General features: G+C 55.7%; 14 protein-coding genes and 1 pseudogene. 12 read left to right on the top strand and 3 right to left on the bottom strand.

Features of this window, described 5'->3' with window-relative positions:
- Nucleotides 1-276: 276 nt before the first annotated feature.
- From NKJ75_RS31220 to NKJ75_RS31175, 10 genes are all read left to right on the top strand, one after another.
- Nucleotides 277-759 (top strand): Lrp/AsnC family transcriptional regulator, encoded by a 483-nt coding sequence (locus NKJ75_RS31220; RefSeq protein WP_352500628.1) that lies wholly within the window; start codon nucleotides 277-279, stop codon nucleotides 757-759.
- Nucleotides 760-1,382: 623 nt separating this feature from the next.
- Nucleotides 1,383-3,422, top strand: coding sequence for a hydantoinase/oxoprolinase family protein (locus NKJ75_RS31215; RefSeq protein WP_352500627.1), 2,040 nt, complete (start codon nucleotides 1,383-1,385; stop codon nucleotides 3,420-3,422).
- Nucleotides 3,422-5,143: a hydantoinase B/oxoprolinase family protein gene (locus NKJ75_RS31210; RefSeq protein WP_352500626.1), complete on the top strand. Its 1,722-nt coding sequence runs from the start codon at nucleotides 3,422-3,424 to the stop codon at nucleotides 5,141-5,143. The genes NKJ75_RS31215 and NKJ75_RS31210 overlap by 1 nt, the downstream gene beginning before the upstream one ends.
- Before the next feature lie 193 nt (nucleotides 5,144-5,336).
- On the top strand, nucleotides 5,337-6,479 hold the full coding sequence (locus NKJ75_RS31205) for an ABC transporter substrate-binding protein (RefSeq protein ID WP_352500625.1): 1,143 nt from the start codon (nucleotides 5,337-5,339) through the stop codon (nucleotides 6,477-6,479).
- Nucleotides 6,480-6,500: 21 nt separating this feature from the next.
- Nucleotides 6,501-7,475 (top strand): ABC transporter permease, encoded by a 975-nt coding sequence (locus NKJ75_RS31200; protein WP_352500624.1) that lies wholly within the window; start codon nucleotides 6,501-6,503, stop codon nucleotides 7,473-7,475.
- The gene (locus tag NKJ75_RS31195; RefSeq protein ID WP_352500623.1) at nucleotides 7,475-8,296 is read left to right on the top strand and encodes an ABC transporter permease; all 822 of its coding nucleotides are present in this window, start codon (nucleotides 7,475-7,477) and stop codon (nucleotides 8,294-8,296) included. The genes NKJ75_RS31200 and NKJ75_RS31195 overlap by 1 nt, the downstream gene beginning before the upstream one ends.
- A complete protein-coding gene (locus NKJ75_RS31190; RefSeq protein WP_352500622.1) occupies nucleotides 8,293-9,423 on the top strand; it encodes an ABC transporter ATP-binding protein in 1,131 nt (376 codons plus the stop codon). Before NKJ75_RS31195 ends, NKJ75_RS31190 begins: the two co-directional genes overlap by 4 nt.
- A gap of 623 nt (nucleotides 9,424-10,046) precedes the next feature.
- Nucleotides 10,047-10,934 (top strand): helix-turn-helix domain-containing protein, encoded by an 888-nt coding sequence (locus NKJ75_RS31185; protein ID WP_352500621.1) that lies wholly within the window; start codon nucleotides 10,047-10,049, stop codon nucleotides 10,932-10,934.
- Nucleotides 10,935-11,003: 69 nt separating this feature from the next.
- Nucleotides 11,004-12,053, top strand: coding sequence for an NAD(P)-dependent alcohol dehydrogenase (locus NKJ75_RS31180; protein WP_352500620.1), 1,050 nt, complete (start codon nucleotides 11,004-11,006; stop codon nucleotides 12,051-12,053).
- Nucleotides 12,054-12,591: 538 nt separating this feature from the next.
- Complete coding sequence (locus NKJ75_RS31175) at nucleotides 12,592-13,941, top strand: flavin monoamine oxidase family protein (protein ID WP_352500619.1); 1,350 nt, start codon at nucleotides 12,592-12,594, stop codon at nucleotides 13,939-13,941.
- A 13-nt stretch (nucleotides 13,942-13,954) separates the two neighbouring features.
- Here the strand turns inward: NKJ75_RS31175 and NKJ75_RS31170 are convergent.
- Nucleotides 13,955-14,193: pseudogene (locus tag NKJ75_RS31170) on the bottom strand (SOS response-associated peptidase); the annotation flags it as partial.
- Between the two features lie 15 nt (nucleotides 14,194-14,208).
- On the opposite strand from NKJ75_RS31170, the gene NKJ75_RS31165 reads away from it, so the two are divergent.
- Nucleotides 14,209-14,433, top strand: a complete 225-nt coding sequence (locus tag NKJ75_RS31165; RefSeq protein WP_352500655.1) for an MBL fold metallo-hydrolase — start codon at nucleotides 14,209-14,211, stop codon at nucleotides 14,431-14,433.
- Nucleotides 14,372-15,793: an IS5 family transposase gene (locus NKJ75_RS31160; RefSeq protein ID WP_352500654.1), complete on the top strand. Its 1,422-nt coding sequence runs from the start codon at nucleotides 14,372-14,374 to the stop codon at nucleotides 15,791-15,793. Before NKJ75_RS31165 ends, NKJ75_RS31160 begins: the two co-directional genes overlap by 62 nt.
- On the opposite strand, the gene NKJ75_RS31155 is transcribed toward NKJ75_RS31160, so the two are convergent.
- Together NKJ75_RS31155 and NKJ75_RS31150 are read right to left on the bottom strand one after the other, a co-directional pair.
- Nucleotides 15,770-16,321, bottom strand: coding sequence for an IS630 family transposase (locus tag NKJ75_RS31155; RefSeq protein WP_502903947.1), 552 nt, complete (start codon nucleotides 16,319-16,321; stop codon nucleotides 15,770-15,772). The two genes, NKJ75_RS31160 and NKJ75_RS31155, sit on opposite strands and share 24 nt — an antisense overlap.
- Before the next feature lie 36 nt (nucleotides 16,322-16,357).
- Nucleotides 16,358-16,828, bottom strand: coding sequence for a helix-turn-helix domain-containing protein (locus NKJ75_RS31150; protein WP_352500617.1), 471 nt, complete (start codon nucleotides 16,826-16,828; stop codon nucleotides 16,358-16,360).
- Between the last annotated feature and the right edge of the window lie 234 nt (nucleotides 16,829-17,062).

Raw genomic sequence — 17,062 nt, 5'->3', positions numbered from 1 at the left:
TGAGAACGCTACTTGAGGCTATCGGTCCGCGCGGCCCCGTCAGCTGAGGCCCCCACGACAAATGCAACAGCGTGTGGCCGTATCGACGCGGGGAGGCAGTAAAAGCGCTTAGACCTGGAAGGCAATGCTCCAAGCGCGGGAAGCTGTGATGGTTTAGAGTTCCACGATCTCCTGACCCAATGCCGTCTTTGCAAATCGTGTCGCTATAGCTTAAGCCTCGGTCCAACGAAAACGTTTGGCCATTCCCTTGGCGTCACTCCCTGAATAGAATGCAGAATGATAAATATCGATCGAATCGACTTCCGGATACTTGAGGCACTTCAGACCGATGGTCGTCTTCCAGTAAAGCAGCTCGCCGAGATCGTTGGGGTTTCGGTTTCACCCTGCTGGCAACGCGTGAAAAAGCTTGAGAAAGCGGGCATAATTCGGCGCTACACGGCAGAAATAGCGATTGAAAAGCTCCAGACCGTCCAGGTTTTACTCGCACACGTGACTCTGTCACGAAGTAGCCGCGAGATCTATGCCGCCTTTGAACGCCACGTGCTCGAGATTCCACAAATTGTGGAATGCTACGAAGTAACTGGATCGTTCGACTATCACCTCAAGTTTGTTGTAATAAATATGCAAAAATACAACGAAATAGTGGAGACCTTCCTGAGCACGGCGTTTGGCGTGGAAAAATACGTGACGTATGTCGTAACGCGGGCGGCCAAGGACGAACGAGCTGTGCCGGTGAGTATCAGCTCCGTGGAACGCTGACGCGAATAATGCCTTAAACTTGTGAACGTCCGGCGCATTATTCTGGAGCTACTGGCAGTTGGAAAGTCGCGTGCGACACCTCCTAGCACCGACGACCAGTTCGCTGGAGTGTCAGACGCAAAGCCTACCTGACGTACCGATCGCCCAATCGGCATGTCCGTCAGGCCGGTTGGAAGCCGGTGCTGGCAGACCAACTGAGTAGAGGTACCCTGGCCAGCTAAAGGGATGACGGTCGTCATCCTTTCCTGAGTTCACGCTTGTGGATGTTCCAAGCTGCTTAGTACCACGGCGAGATTTCAGCGCGCCAAAGCTCCCGCTGGGTGGAAACGTGCGGGGATCGCATATGACTTCAAATAGCGACTTCAGCAGAAAGACTTTTCGTTTGGAGGGCAATCTTCAACAGCACTTACGGCATGAACACCGATACGGTTTTGTAGCGAGTGAATGAATTTGGCGACGTTGTCAGGATCGCCAGCGGATCGCAGGGGAAGAAGTGATCATTGCGGGAGCCTTTCGGGCATCGCGAGCGGCCGCACGCAATAGCGGCTGAACGATCAGTGGAGAACTCTACGATCATTTGGGATTCTTGACAGCATAGTTAGCAATCAAAGTGGAGGCTTGAATTGGCTACTCGTGTTGGTGTTGACGTGGGTGGAACGTTTACCGATCTGATCTTCTACGACGACACCACTGGTGAAGTCTGGCCAGCCAAAGTCTCAACAACGTCCTCTGACCCAGTTGAAGGTGTGGCGTCGGCAATCGCAGAAGCTATCCCTGCCCGAGCGCTCCGGGAAGCCGCATATTTTATTCATGCGACAACCGTTCCTCTTAATGCATTGCTTGAGCGAAAAGGCCCGAAGCTCGCTCTCCTTACCACACGAGGATTTCGAGACGTCCTTGAGGCTCGCCGTGGAGATCGTGAGGACGCATATAACCTGTTTTGGACTCCGCCCTCTCCCCTGGTCCCGAGACGACTGCGAATTCCGATCACAGAACGCATGACAGCTGACGGAGCTATCCTCACCCCCCTCGATAAAAAGGACGTCATCGAGGCTGCGGCAGCTCTGGAGGCTGAAGGTGTGGGATCAGTCGCAATTGCATTTCTCCATTCATACGTGAATCCCGATCATGAAATCGCCGCGGCGAAAGCGTTGCGGGAAGCGGGATATCGAGGTGAGATCTCACTTTCGCATGAGGTTTCGCGCGAATATCGCGAGTACGAACGAACCTCGACGACGATTGTTGATGCGTTCGTACGGCCAAGAATGGCTAACTACGTTCGATCGCTCGGGGAACGAGTGAGAGAAATGGGATTCCGAGGAAAGATGCTCATCACCCGCTCCGGCGGCGGCGCGATGACTTTCGAAGAAGCTGGCAAGCGACCCGTTGAGACGGTTTTGTCAGGCCCAGCTGCTGGTGCCGAAGGTGCGGCAGAATTGGCACGCCGGCTTGGCCTGGGTGATGTTATTTCGATCGATGTTGGCGGAACGAGCTTTGACACATGTTTGATTAGGGGCAACCGTCCGCCACTAATGTATGAGGGCCGGGTCGTTGGACTTCCGGTTCAGGTACCTTGGGTGGATCTGCGCACGATTGGTGCGGGTGGCGGCTCTATCGCTTACGTCGACCGTGGTGGGCTCATGAAAGTCGGCCCGCGAAGCGCGGGCGCCGAGCCAGGACCTGCCTGCTACGGTCGCGGTGGTACCGCGGCCACCGTGACAGATGCTGCTTTAGTTCTTGGAATGCTTGGTGAAGCGAAGCTTTCCACTGGACTGACCCTAAAGCGAGACAAGGCTGAAGCATCGCTGCGTGACCTCACGACAGAACTGGGGCTCAGCGACATCAAGCAAACGGCGCAAGGCATTATAACTATTGTTACCTCGAATATGGCAAATGCCATCCGAGAAATCACAATCGAACAGGGCCATGATCCGCGAACAGCCTATATCGTTGCGTTTGGGGGCGCCGGCCCCCTATTCGCAACTCTCATTGCCCAAGAACTGGGGATTCGAGATATCATCGTCCCTCCTCACTCTGGCAATTTTTCGGCATGGGGCCTTCTAGGCGCCGACATTACCCGTTCCACAGCACGAACCCGAATTCTCAAACTGACCGCATCGAACCTTTCAGAAGTCAACCGTGTGCTCACGGAGTCTTTTGAGACGCTGAACGCCGATAAGGCCGAAGGGCACCTATCCGAGGCGCAGGACGACGAGATTGCGCTAGATCTTCGCTTCGTCGGCCAGGAGCACTCACTTACAATTCCAGTCCCTTTCAAAAACGGGGAACTGAATGTTTCGCTTGAGGATATCCAGAGCCTGTTCGTCGCTGAGTATAGCAAAACGTTTGGCCATGCACTTGAGGATGAACTTGAAGTCGTTGTGATGCGAGCCACCGTTCGAACACCGCTACCACCGAGAAATGAGAGAGCTGTTCCAGGTTCGCCTTCCACATCGGTCGTATCGTTCGAAGCCTATTCCTTCACTGAAGATGCGGTCAGGCCTTTTCAGATAGTGCCGCGATCCTCCCTGTCGGTAGGCGACATGATCTCCGGCCCGTCGATCGTGCTTGAACAGACTGCGACGACCTACCTGGACGCCGGATTCTCGCTACGAGTCTTGGAAGACGGGTCGATGCTACTTACGGATGATAGGAAAGGCTAATGACTGTGCAAAGCTCGGCGATGGAAAATAAGCAGGACGAGGTCGCAAATGTCGACCCGATCACAACGGAAATCATCAGGCATACCCTCAACTCTGTGGCTGAGCAGATGAAGAGGACATTGATCCGGACAGCCTTCTCTCCCGTGATTTATGAAGTGCTCGACTTCGCGGTATCTATTTACGATCGGAATGTACGATTGCTGGCGCAGGCACCCACGCTGCCAATTTTCATGGGAACGTTGAGCTTTTGCGTCGAGGCTGCGATTAAAGGGGTCGGAGGGGAAAGCACACTCGAACCTGGCGATATCCTTTACATCAACTTGCCTTACGCTACCGGAACCCATCCGCAGGATGCGGCTCTAATTATGCCTGTATTCACTGGTGCCAACGAGTTGATCGGCTATTCCGCCGTGAAGGCTCACCTGCTCGACGTCGGAGGAAAGGAACCGTACTCAACAGACACGGTCGATGTTTTCCAAGAGGGGACAATCTTCCCTGGCGTCAAACTCTATCGGCGTGGCGAACGTGTCGCCGACATCTATCGCACCTTGCTTGCAAACTCGCGCATGCCTACTGCAATCGGTGGCGACGTCGAAGCCATGGTGGCTGCAGCCAGGGTGGGGGCAGCGGGCATGAGAGAAGTAGTCGAGCGGTATGATGCAAAGCGCTTCGCCGGCGCCGTCGAGCGTATGCTCGACCACGGCGAGGCTCTGGTCCGCAGCTATCTCCAGGATATTCCAGATGGTCGATATTCGGCGTTCGGCCGCATGGATAGCGATGGCATCCGCGATGAGGAAATCGAATTTGAAGTCATCGTTGAGGTTAAAGGGTCGAACGTGGCCGTTGATTTTTCCAATGCTCCCGACGCAAGGGAGGGGCCAATCAATTGTCCGCGTCCTGACACGGTGTCCGCCAGCAGTGTCGCCATCATGATGCTGGCAGGGAGTGGTGATCAGCCAAACCAAGGCCATTTCCGTCCGATTGAGGTTATCACCCGACCAGGCTCAATGTTCGAGCCTCTGCCCCCATCTCCTTGCTTCCTCGTCGGCTGGGCGACGCTACAGGCCATGGAAGTGATTTACAAAGCGCTTGCGACGGCGATGCCAGAGCGTGTCCCCGCGAGTAGCGGCGGCTGCATTCTCACGCTGGTACCATGGGGCGTTCGTGAGAAAACGCGTGAGCCATGGGCAGACGCCATGGTCTGCCCAGTGGGACAGGGAGCCCATGTGTCCGGCGATGGCGCCAATAGCTTGATGCACATCTCGGAAACTTCGACACGTTTCCCATCTGCTGAGGTCTGGGAAGCCAGGAACCCATGGCTGGTCGAGAAGGTAGAACTCGCGCAGGATTCTGGCGGAGCGGGACGATACCGCGGCGGACTAGGGATGGACATCAGTTTTCGAGCGCTTGAGCCGTCTTTCGTAACCAGCGTAATCGAGCGAACGAAGAACCCGCCATGGGGTCTTGCGGGGGGCGAAAAGGGGAGAGCGAACCGCGCAGTGCTACGCCTCCCAGACGGACAGTTCCGAGTAATTGGGAAGGCGACACGTGTAGAGGTTCCCGTGAATGCGGTACTCGAAATCGAATGCGGTGGAGGAGGAGGATATGGACCTTCGGCTGAACGAGACGAAGACGCCGTTAGAGCGGATATCAAAGAAGGCTACATCAGCGAAGAATCCGCACGAAAACACTACCCGCACGTTTTTGCCGCCGTCCACTAGTCAGCTGTAAGCGCCATGGATTCGTAGGTCAAGCATCAACGGCCCCTCAGTGCTTGGCGACTTCGCGGTACCAGCCGCGAGGGTTTTGGGGGGCCAGGGTCAAGATTGGACTTATATCAGGAGAATGAATTGCCAGCCGCAATAAGGGAACAATGGCTTGGTATAATAACCCCAATGGGAGGAGACAGGAGCAATGGAAAAGGACGAAAAAAGTCTTCAGGACCTTAAGGTCGCCAACGCACAACGAAACTTGATCAATCGGCGGCGGTTCCATTCTATGGCTGGAGGGCTTGTTGCCGCTTCACTCGGAGGTTTTGGTCGCGCGTGGGCCGACGACAGCGGTAACTCCGCCAAACAAAGCACGAGTGGCACGATCACCTTGGGCGGATGGCCCGATTGGATGGGCAAGAACAATATCGCGTCGTTTCGACAAGCCTATCCCGATGACGATGTGAAATTGGTGTCAATCCCTGGCGAAGAAGATCGAATTGCGAAGCTGGCGATTGACCCGCATGCGGTGGACTTCATATTGCTCGTTGAGAACGACGTTCAGCGCCTCGTCGATCTGGGAGTGGCGGCTTCTGTGGATCTCGGTGCAGTGCCAAATTACGCCAACATCGATAGCAATTTCAAAGTTGGCTATGCCTCCCCTTCAAATACGCGTTGCGTGACCACCGACTACGGAAAAACGGGGTTTGGCTACCGTCGTGATCTGGTTCAGGAGGAATTGAAGTCATGGGCCGACCTGTGGAAGGTGGCCGAAAAGTACTCGGGCAAGATCACCTTTCTCAATCAGCCACAGTTTGTGATTGGGACCGGTCTCATTGTAAACGGAGAGTCCATATCATCCACTGACGCAGGTACTGTCAGGCAGGCGGCCGACAAGATTATCGAGATCAAGCCGCATCTGAAGCGTTTCGTAGACACTGACATATCAAGAGGATTGGTCGATGGTTCAGTAGCGATAGCAATGAGCTGGGACTACGACATCGTTTTGGCGCAGCAGGAAAACGAGAACATCGTTTGGGTCGCGCCGGAGGACGGCATGTACGGCTACCTCGATGTCTGGGTTCCAATAAACACTTCCGAGCGCCTGCCTGTTGTCTGGAAGTTTTTCGATTTCTTCTTTCAGCCGCGCCAGTATGCTGATTTCGTCAACACACTCGGGATTGCATCTTGCATGGCGGCCAATCGCTCATTCATCGAGCCACGTTTAGCAAATTCGGAAATCCTCAATCCATCTCAGTCGATTCTCGAACGCGTCCAGTACCCGAAGTCGTTGGGTGATGGTCAGCGAATCTGGGATCGAGAATGGTTGCGCATCCAGGCTGCCTAATGACAAGCAAGGATATTAGGAATGCAAGAGCATCCGGAACGAAATGCGCCCAATGGATCTTCTTCGGCCGCCGATGACGGTCCAGGGCCGTTTCAGTCGGATCGAACAGCGCGACCTGAATCGCAGAAAATCAGGGAGCATCTCGCCGGCTTATCGCGTGTTTTGGTGTCTCTGCCAAACCTCGTTTGGGTTGTGCTGTTCTTCTTCGTACCCAGCGTACTTATGATCCTGTACTCATTCGCTACCCAAAATACATTGACCGCCAAAATTTCCTTTGGATGGACAATTGAAAGCTACGAGCGGATCAATGACCCAATTATTCTGCAAGCGTTAGTGCGATCCCTCTGGATCTCGGGAGCGGCCACTCTAATATGCCTGTTGCTCGCGTATCCAATGGCATATTTCCTAGCCTTTCAAGCGGGACGACTCAAAGCGTACCTCGTGACGCTTGTAATCATTCCGTTTCTCACATCCTTTGTGATCCGGAGCTATGCCTGGGTGGGCATTCTTGACACTAATGGTCTTATGAATGACGCCCTGATCTCACTTCACATCGTGAACCAGCCGCTCGATTTACTGTTCAGCCCACCCGCGATCATCATAGGTATAGTATACAACTATTTGCCATTGATGGTTTTGACCCTTTTTGTCTCCTTGGATCGAATCAATCCGAACGTTCTTGAAGCGGCGCGTGATCTCGGCGCGAGCGGGACGTCCGCTTTCTTCAGGGTCGTGTTCCCTCAAAGTCTCCCCGGCATGATGGCGGGGATAGTAGTTGTGGGGGCTCCGGCAACTGGTGAGTATGTCATCCCCACTATTCTAGGCGGCGGAAAAACCCTTATGTATGGCAACGTTATAGCAAACCAGTTCGGCAGTAGCTTCGAATGGCCTTATGGAGCGGCGCTCTCTGTCATTCTTGTCTTCCTACTTTTGGCAGTAATCGGGCTTTGTATAAGAATTTTCGGCCGTCTGGACGTTGAGCGGGTGCCGGGATAATGCGTGCTTTGCGACAGGTGCCCCTCTACAGCTTCGTGATCTTAATCTATTCGTTCCTATTCCTTCCGATCATCCTACTGATAGCAAACTCCCTGAATGCGGACGATCGCATGACGGCCTGGGGCGGACTGACCACACGGTGGTTCAGGCAAATGTTTGCAAATGAAGTAGTTCTCGAAGGGATACGCAACAGTCTTGTCATTGCCGCGTTCACCACACTCCTGGCAACAGTTACGGGCACTTTGGCAGCGATCGGGCTCCGGCGAGCAGGGCACACACTTCGCGCAGTCACCGGCGCCTCCACCTATTCGCGCCTGCTTATGCCGGAACTTGTGCTCGTTGTCGGGTTGTTGTTAGCCTTCAAGGCAGTGAATTGGCCGCGCGGCTTTGGTACCGTCATCATTGGACACACCAGTCTATACACCGCTTACGTCATCATGGTCGTTGGCGCACGGTTGGCACGACGTGACCCGTATATCGAAGAAGCCGCGCGCGACTTGGGTGCCACCCCCGCCAGGACCCTCATGCGCGTAACCATCCCCGAAGCTATGCCCGCTATCCTCACCTCCGGCCTCCTCGTCTTCGCGTTTTCCATGGACAATGTGATCACATCTCTCTTCCTTTCATCGGAAACCAATACTCTCCCGCTCGTTCTCTTCTCGTTGATGCGTACAAAAATCACTCCAGAGGTCAACGCGATCGCGACTTTCATGATTGCGCTTTCGACGTTGGTTATTCTCTTGGGCTTGTCCGCTGATTATTGGGTGCGCTCTGCTCGGCGGCGCCGACGCAAACCTATCTCCAATGGAGCGATGTCATGAATACGGTTAGCGCGTCGATGAAGATCGAGGCGGCCAACGATGCCCCTGCAAGTCCCAAAGAAAACTTTCTCGAGCTCCGGGGCCTTTCGAAATTATTTGGCTCTGCCCATGGCATCGCTGCAATGGATCTCTCACTCGCTCAGGGGGAATTCTTCTCCATACTTGGGCCTAGCGGCTGCGGAAAGACCACGACGCTGCGACTTATTGCTGGCTTCGAACGACCGCAGAGCGGACGTATCCTGCTAGAAGGACGCGACATTACCGATAATCCCCCGGAGAAGCGTCCGATTAACACCGTCTTCCAAAGCTATGCACTCTTCTCGCACCTCGACGTTGCAGAAAACGTAGCTTTCGGACTGCGAGAGGACGGAGTCCCCAAGAAAGAGCGGCTGGAGCGCGTCAACGAAGCGCTCTCGCTGGTTCGGCTCCAGGAGTTCGCGGCGCGGCGCCCGAACGAATTGTCAGGTGGTCAGCAACAACGCGTTGCCCTTGCCCGCGCGGTCGTAAAGCGTCCGCGAATTCTCCTGCTTGATGAGCCGCTGGGTGCCCTCGATTTGCAGCTGCGTAAAACAATGCAAATAGAACTTAAGGCGCTGCAGGAACGCCTCGGCATGACGTTTGTCTATGTAACGCATGATCAAGAAGAAGCGTTGACCATGTCCGATCGGATCGCGGTGATGAGTGGCGGGCGTGTTTGCCAACTTGGAACGCCAGAGGATATTTACGATCGACCGGCAAGTCGCTATGTAGCCGAATTCATCGGCGCCTCGAACTGCCTCCCTGTGACGGTCGGTAAAACACCACAAGGAACACTGGAATATCATGCTGCAAGCAGCATGCGAGGCCCCCTCCCTAATCTAGCTGGCTACCAACAAGGGGCACAGGCGTATCTCATTGTAAGGCCGGAATGCTGTGATCTTGAGCCTGTAGAGGGCGCAGGATTGCTGGGGGCTGTGAAGGAGGTACTTTTCAAGGGGATGTATCGCTCCTACCACGTAAACCTCGAGAACGGGACGACCTTCACGGTCGCGAATCCCCATCGGCCAAGTGCTCCTCGGCCATGGGCCGTCGGCGACCGGGTTAGAGTGACTTGGCCCGCTAGTGAGTGTTGGCTGGTAGCTGACTAGGTTCGAACCGGATTTGGGCGTTCATCGCGACAACAGTTTGCTGATCAATACGGCCACCCCTCGGGTGAGTGCGGTTTCAAACGTGACACTAGGCCATGATCATGATCATGATCATCAGCTTGGGAAATGTCGGCCTTTATTTTGTCTGGAGATTGCTAGGTTTCTTGGCGCGCGACCATCTGGTATTTGGCACCCGCATTGGCCGATAGCTGATCGGGTCCGACCTCCCCGGTCGATACGTCCTTTTTCACGGCGGGGACGTCTGACCAAGCAACCAAACTCTAGCCGCCGGATAGACTATCGTCTTGCCGTTGTCGAACTTCGATGCAGCAAGAGTTTTCGCAAAAATAGTGGAAATCAAAAGCACTTCCGCGTCACACGATGCTAACCTGCTCCTATCTGGCGCACAAGGTGAGTGCAATTTGATGTTTTAAAACAACCTGTAATGCCTGCGATCAGTTGGTAGAAGCGACGTATGAGCAGCGAGGTCGGTACCAGAATTCCATCTTCGATGGCCTCATTACCCATCCCGGCATCGAGAGCTGGTGTCCTTGCACGCACCCACCGGCGCGGCTGATCGCGCTTACGAGAGAGCTGTACGAATAAGTGAGCGGAGGGGTTCGATGCCCGGCCAAATCAAGGAAAGGGCTAGTTGGAGTGCCTATCCGGAGCTTCCCGGCATAGAATTCTTCAGCGGTTGCAATATCTGCAAGCGATATGATCCACACATGCACAGCTGTTTTGCAATCGGGACTGTAAGCGCTGGCTCGGAGCACTTTTGGTGCAGCGGTGCCGAATACGTTGCGGTGCCCGGCAGTGTAGAGTTCATCAACCCCGGGGAGGTTCACAGAGGGGGGCCCGGACAGTCAGGCTGCTGGAGCTATGAGATGCTTTACGTGGATGTTGCAGCCATGCAAGAAATCCGCGATGAGGTCAGCGGGACAACGGATGCCGCAATTTGGTTTCCCAATACAGTGGTTTCTGATCATGAACTTGCGGCCTCGATTGCTGCACTTCCACGAATACTCGCTGCTGCGGACTCCGGCATCGAGCGTCAAACGCGCACTATGGAGGTCCTCAGTGCGATCATCGCCCGTCATGCCACACCTCGGCTTGCCCTTCGTGGAAACGAACCTCGAGGGGTAAGGCTGGCGAAACAGTATATCGAAGAGCATTTCACCGCTGCTTGTTCCCTGACTGAGCTTAGCGAGATTGCAAACTTAAGCCCATTTTATTTTCTAAGGACGTTTCAGCGATCCGTGGGCATGCCGCCACACGCTTATCTTCGTCAGGTTAGGACCATGCGCGCGAAACAACTGATGGAGACTGGCATTCCAATCTGCGATGTTGCCGCCCAGATTGGCTTTGCTGATCAGAGCCATCTGACACGTCAATTTTCCCGTATTCTTGGCGTCACGCCTGGCGCTTACATGAGAGCAATCCGGTTCAAGACTGACTCCCAATGCGTTGGTACAACTCACCGCGACGCTTCCGCAAACGCAACCAACTAGCGATTTCGGGACAAGCGAACATTGCGCTAAAGGCCGCGACGGCACTATCGAAAAACATAAGGAGTGCAAATGTTTCTGTGCCACGGTTATGCTTCGCTCAGCTCAACCACACCGCTTGAACCGTTCCGATTTGACCGGCGGGATCTAGGCCCGACCGACGTTCGGATTGCTATCGATTATTGCGGCGTGTGCCATTCGGACCTCCACGTCGCTCGGAACGACTGGCAGGATACGATGTACCCGTTTGTGCCTGGGCACGAAATTGTTGGGCGGGTAACGGAAGTTGGCTCAGGCGTATCAAAGTTCAAAGTCGGCGACATGGCAGGTGTTGGAACCCGAGTAGATTCATGCAGAACGTGCAATAGTTGCCGACGGGGGCTGGAGCAGTTTTGTGAGGTCGGGGCGATCAGTACCTACAATAGCTTTGACAAACATACGGGGGCGAAAACCTACGGCGGATATTCCGAATATATTGTCGTTGACGAGGACTTCGTACTTATATTGCCCGCTAACCTTGATCCGGCCGCTATTGCTCCGCTCCTCTGCGCCGGCATCACAACCTACTCACCCCTCATGCATTGGAAGGTCGGATCTGGGCAAAAAGTGGGGATAGTGGGCCTCGGAGGGCTTGGCCATATGGCCGTCAAATTCGCACATGCACTCGGCGCTCACATCGCGCTATTTACGACGTCGCCCAGTAAACGCGAAGATGCCATGCGCCTAGGGGCGGATGAGGTGATTGTCTCGAATAATCCCAGCGAATTCATAACTCACCGGGACAGTTTCGACTTCATACTCGATACCGTGGCGGTTGATCACGATGTAAATGCGTATATCGAACTCTTGAAACTCGACGGTACCATGACTCAGATTGGTGCGCCGAAAGGCCCCTTGGCGGTCGACGCTTTGAAACTGATGAGTCGTCGACGGAGCTTCGCTGGTTCGCAAGTCGGCGGTATCGCTGAAACGCAAGAGATGCTCGACTTCTGTGGCAAGCACAGCATCGCTGCAGACATCGAGATTATCAAAATTCAAGAGATCGAACATGCGTTTTCGAGAATGCTAAAGAGCGACGTGAAATACCGTTTTGTTATCGATATGGGGTCCCTCAAAGAATAGGGTTTATAGTCGCTATCAGTTCTGCATTGTCGGCGGGGGGCAATTGGGCCGGGTAGCACATGTGCCGGCATAGCTCGACGCTTAGACCTCGATTTCGCTATACAGAATCCAATTAGGTCATCTGTTCAGCCTGCTCTGGGTTGGAGTGAGAACGCAATTTTCGCTGATCACACAAGCGAATCGATTGCGTTCGTGTGCAGCACTCGCTCGCCGCATCGTTGCCGCGTCTGCTCCCATTCTTGTGAAGAACAATATCCGACCACCTTATCAATTGAGCTTCACTGCTTGACGAGCTCCTTTGTGGTAACTGCCGTAGATGCAGATGCGGTCAGCAAGACAGTCCGTGAGATGTATCGCGGCACCAAAGTGAATCCTGCCCTCAGCCTCAAACTCAGTCGTACAAAATAGCATTCTGCGTCCCAATCGGTCGCCCAGTCACAGAAGAGCAATCGTGTTCAAGACGAGCGCCGTGGCTGTTGATATCAGCTTTTGGGAACGCACTCGAAAGACAGTCTTGCACAAAATTCGGTGATCTTACATGACCAGTGACCAAATGATTGAACGTCCCAGACTCTCATCCAGCGCTGAGATTGAGGGGCAAATATATGATGTGATCATTGTAGGATGCGGCTTCGCCGGCGCCACCGCCGCACGTGAACTGCGACGAGAAGGATGGAATGTTTTGGTGTTGGAGGCCCGCGATCGCGTAGGCGGTCGCGCGTGGTTCAAGCAGAATGCCATCGGAAATGAGCCGCTTGAGATGGGCGGCAAATGGTTCTATCCGACGGAGCGGTTTATCTGGGCAGAGGCTGATAGATACGGACATTCGTTGGTGGAGCCGATCATTGTCGATTGGCCATCGACCTGGTTGACATCCGATGGGCTGAAGCAAAGCTCGCTGCCTATCCCATTGTCGGAACTCCCGGACATCGAACGACTGATCGTCGCTATCAATCAGGCGGCCCGCAGAATTGATGTTAGCCGACCACTCTCCGAGCAGGCTCTGGCAGATCTCGATATATCCCTAACCGATTTTCTGGAGAACGTGGGTCTCACGGTGAAGACGCGCACGATCGCAGAAGCATATCTACAAGCTTATGCCTCTGCTCCTGCGGTGAACATCTCCGCGTTGCACCTGATCCGTCGCGTTGCCGCCGCTGGAAGCGTAAGCGAGTTTGTGATGTCGAGCGCGGGTTATCGGTTGAGCTCCGGTACGGCACCACTGGTTGACGCAATCCTAGCTGATGCAAAGGCGGATGTGCGCCTTTCGCATCGTGTTAGAGCGATCCGCCAAGACGTAGACGGTGTGACGGTCGAATGGGAGTCGGGTACGTTTCGAGGGCGGGCAGCAGTCATTGCACTGCCTCTGAATGTCTTGAAGCATATCGAATTCGAGCCGCCGCTAAGCGAGGGAAAACGACGTCTTTCCACTGAGGAGCTCGCCTGTATCGGCACCAAGGTTTGGGCCACCGTGAAGGGAGCGCCTACAAATTTCTTCGGCTGTGGCAATGGGGCGGGCTTAGACTGGCTCTCCAGTGAAGACATAATCATTGATGGCGGTGTGCTGATGGCCGGTTATGGCTCTGATGCAGAGGCGCTGGATGTCACCAACCACGCAGCTGTTCAGCGCGCGATCCGCTCGTTTTTGCCGGACGCCGAGGTACTTGCCATCGCTGGCCATGACTGGCGACATGACCCATTTTCGTTGGAGACGTGGGCCGTCTTCCGTCCCGGACAGATCACACGCCACGACAAACATGTGCGCACTACGGAAGGATTGCTAAGTTTTGCTGGAGCGCACACAGCATTACATTGGCCAGGGTTCATTGACGGAGCAATTGAGAGCGGCTTCCGTTCGGCGAGAGAAGTGAGTGCCCTGCTTCGCTAATAATTCATCTCGGAATTTTTTCGACCTTCTTGTCTACTTCTTGCTTGAGAGCGAGTAGTGGGGAGGGCAGACCCCAGCGCCCATGCACCAGCTGCTTTCTTCCATCGGCCGTATTGCGCACGATCGGCCCCATGTGATCCCGGTTCATTTGGTACGCCGGCACGAGATTGATCATGCTCTCAGCGTTCTGAGCCCATTTCGCAACCCAATCCTTATTCCATGGGGTTCTTCCATGCGGTACAGATTGCACATTCGCGGCGACCATTCATGATCGAACCGGAATGTATGCTCTTCCCCCATTTCGGCCCCCAGGAGAACTTGCGGAACTTCGAAGACAACATGATCGAACTGCAGGGGATGACCTGGAACTTCGTCAATGATGGTCACGGCAATTTGGGCAGCCACGGCGACGTCAAATTCTACCTCGACTATTTCGACAAGATGCGCAACGCCACGGCCGCGCGCGCATGGAAGGGCTTTCCACGAGAATGATTTGTTCCGCGAGCGCCTCGATACCATCATCAATCCGCGCCATCCGCTGGTCCGGTTGTCGGCATTGATGGAGTGGTCGCGCTTTGACAAGGCGTTTGGCGGGTTTCATCGCCCGGTCGGCAGGCCGGCCAAGCCGACGCGGCTGATGGTCGGTCTGCATTACCTCAAGCACGTCCACGACCTGTCCGACGAAGAAGTGGTGGAGCGTTGGGTGGAAAACCCTTATTGGCAGTTTTTCTGCGGCTTGGAGTTTTTCCAGCACGAGCCGCCGATCGATGCCAGCACGATGACGCGCTGGCGCAAGCGGATCGGGCCCGAGGGGCTGGAGGAAATGCTGAAGGCAAGCGTCGACGTCGCGCTCGAGACGGGGACTGCGAAGCCCGGTTCGCTGGAGCGGATCACCGTCGACACGACGGTGCAGCCGAAGGCGATCGCCCACCTCACCGACAGCCGGCTCTACCTCAAGGCAATCCAGATCCTGGTGCGTCAGGCCAAGCGGTACGGCATCATGCTCAGGCAGAGCCACATGCGGCTGGCCAAGGCAGCGGCGGTGCGGGCAGGTCGTTATGCGCATGCCCGGCAGTTCCGCCGGATGCGTCGCGAACTCAAGCGCCTTCGCACCTATCTCGGCCGGGTGTTCCGCGACATCGGCCGCAAGATCGCCGGCAATGCCGAACTCGAGGCCAGATTTGCCCGGTTGCTCGGGCTCGTCGAGCGGCTCTTGGCGCAGAAGCCGAAGGACAGGAACAAGATCTACTCCCTGCACGCGTCCGAGGTGGTCTGCATCTCGAAGGGCAAAGCCCGCAACCCTTACGAATTCGGCTGCAAGGTCGGGATCGCGGCAACCAACCGCGAGGGCCTCGTGCTGGCGGCCAAGGCGTTCGAGGGCAATCCGTATGATGGCCACACGCTCGCAGCAACGGTTGATCAGGCGGTGGAGATCGGCGGCGTAGACCCGGTCCGCATCTACGTCGACAAGGGCTATCGCGGTCACGACTATGCCGGCTCGGGATCGGTGATGATCGCCGGCCGCAAGCGTGGCCTGACGGCCACCATGTGTCGGGAACTGAAACGACGATCGGCCATCGAGGCCACCATCGGTCACATGAAGACCGACGGCCGACTGGACCGCAACTTCCTCCTCGGCCATGCTGGCGATGCGATCAATGCGCTGCTCGCCGCCGCAGGCCAAAATCTGCGCCTGATCCTCACGGTTCTCGCTCTTTGGCTTGCCTGGTGCCTGCAAGCACTCCAGCCGAAAACGGCGAAATCGGATGCTTCCACCCGTCTTCACGCGTTCGGAATATCAACGCCTTATACCAAGTCTCGCTCATCTTCACCCGTGTGCCCAGCGGCGTAGACCGATGGACATGATGCGCCACGGTTGGTCGATGAGACGGTTCCACGCGAAGCAGCAATGGTCGAGGATGTCGTCATAGGATTTGAAGATACGGTTGGAGAGCCAGTTGTCGCGCATGAATTGCCAGATGTTTTCGACCGGATTGAGCTCAGGGCATTTCGACGGCAGCGGCAACAAAGTGATGTTCTCGGGCACCACGAGGGCGGCGGAGAGATGCCACCCGGCCTGATCGATCAGCAGTACAGCATGAGCGCCCGGCGCCACGGCGCCAGAGATTTCCGCCAGATGGAGCGTCATTCCTTCGGTGTTGCAGCGAGGCAGCACGAGCCCCGCGCCTTTGCCTTCGGCCGGACAGATCGCGCCGTAGATGTAGGCCGACGTGGTGCGCTGATCCTTTGGGGCTGATGGTCGCGTTCCGCGCCTTGCCCAACGGCGGGTAATCCCGTTTTTCTGACCGACCCGGGCCTCGTCCTGCCACCACAACTCTATGGGTGTGCCACGGGGAAGTGTCGCCCGGATCGCCGCCACTGCGGCGGGGAAGTTTTTTTAAAAGCCGGAATGGCGTCAGCATCCTGCGCATGATGGCTGGGCCGCGCCGACAGTTTGCCGGTAGCCCATGGCGCGCAGTTCCCGGCTCAGCGTCTGCTTGCTGATGGAGATGGTGAACTCGTCCCGGACCCACTGCGCCAAGTCGATCAGACGCCAGCGCACAACGCCGTGCGATGCCGGGATCGGGCCACTCTCGGCAATGTTCGCCAAGGTCCGGCGCTGCGCATCATCCAGCAGGGGCACGCCACCAGGAGGCACCCCGTCGATCAGGCCGTTAGGGCCAGAGGCGTTGAAGCGCAGCACCCAGTCGCGAACCGTCTGAAGACCTACGCCGCCAACCCGCGCCGCCTCGCAGCGCGTGCTGCCCTCGTAAATCATCGCCAACGTCAGCAACCGGCGAACCTGGTTCGCATTATCGCTCGACCGGGCCAGTGCCCGCATCGCCGACGCCGTATAACCATCTCGAAGCTTCACTGCCGCTGCCATCGCCAACCTCCTTGGGTTCGCGATCAATGAATCAGACACCAGCCATTTTGGAAAGCCCCTTCATGAGTCAGGGCTCAAGAGACTTGGTATTAGATGAGACCTGTGCGCGGGAAGCATTTTGCGTTGATTTTGTTTGTTCTTTTCGGCTTCCAGGGTAAAGAGGCGCACTGATATCAGCGCCGACGTCGTCGGCTGTGTCTTCTGACGCTCTCGTGTAAGCGTCAGTGGTGTTTT

The organism is Mesorhizobium sp. M0058 (genome assembly GCF_040323095.1).
Lineage (GTDB): Bacteria > Pseudomonadota > Alphaproteobacteria > Rhizobiales > Rhizobiaceae > Mesorhizobium.
This window is presented reverse-complemented; position numbering and strand designations above follow the sequence as displayed.

Coding starts and splice junctions, on each gene's coding strand:
- NKJ75_RS31205 (WP_352500625.1), top strand. CDS start 5,337: ATGGAAAAGGACGAAAAAAGTCTTCAGGACCTTAAGGTCGCCAACGCA.
- NKJ75_RS31165 (WP_352500655.1), top strand. CDS start 14,209: ATGATCGAACCGGAATGTATGCTCTTCCCCCATTTCGGCCCCCAGGAG.
- NKJ75_RS31210 (WP_352500626.1), top strand. CDS start 3,422: ATGACTGTGCAAAGCTCGGCGATGGAAAATAAGCAGGACGAGGTCGCA.
- NKJ75_RS31185 (WP_352500621.1), top strand. CDS start 10,047: ATGCCCGGCCAAATCAAGGAAAGGGCTAGTTGGAGTGCCTATCCGGAG.
- NKJ75_RS31190 (WP_352500622.1), top strand. CDS start 8,293: ATGAATACGGTTAGCGCGTCGATGAAGATCGAGGCGGCCAACGATGCC.
- NKJ75_RS31195 (WP_352500623.1), top strand. CDS start 7,475: ATGCGTGCTTTGCGACAGGTGCCCCTCTACAGCTTCGTGATCTTAATC.
- NKJ75_RS31175 (WP_352500619.1), top strand. CDS start 12,592: ATGACCAGTGACCAAATGATTGAACGTCCCAGACTCTCATCCAGCGCT.
- NKJ75_RS31150 (WP_352500617.1), bottom strand. CDS start 16,828: ATGGCAGCGGCAGTGAAGCTTCGAGATGGTTATACGGCGTCGGCGATG.
- NKJ75_RS31220 (WP_352500628.1), top strand. CDS start 277: ATGATAAATATCGATCGAATCGACTTCCGGATACTTGAGGCACTTCAG.
- NKJ75_RS31180 (WP_352500620.1), top strand. CDS start 11,004: ATGTTTCTGTGCCACGGTTATGCTTCGCTCAGCTCAACCACACCGCTT.
- NKJ75_RS31200 (WP_352500624.1), top strand. CDS start 6,501: ATGCAAGAGCATCCGGAACGAAATGCGCCCAATGGATCTTCTTCGGCC.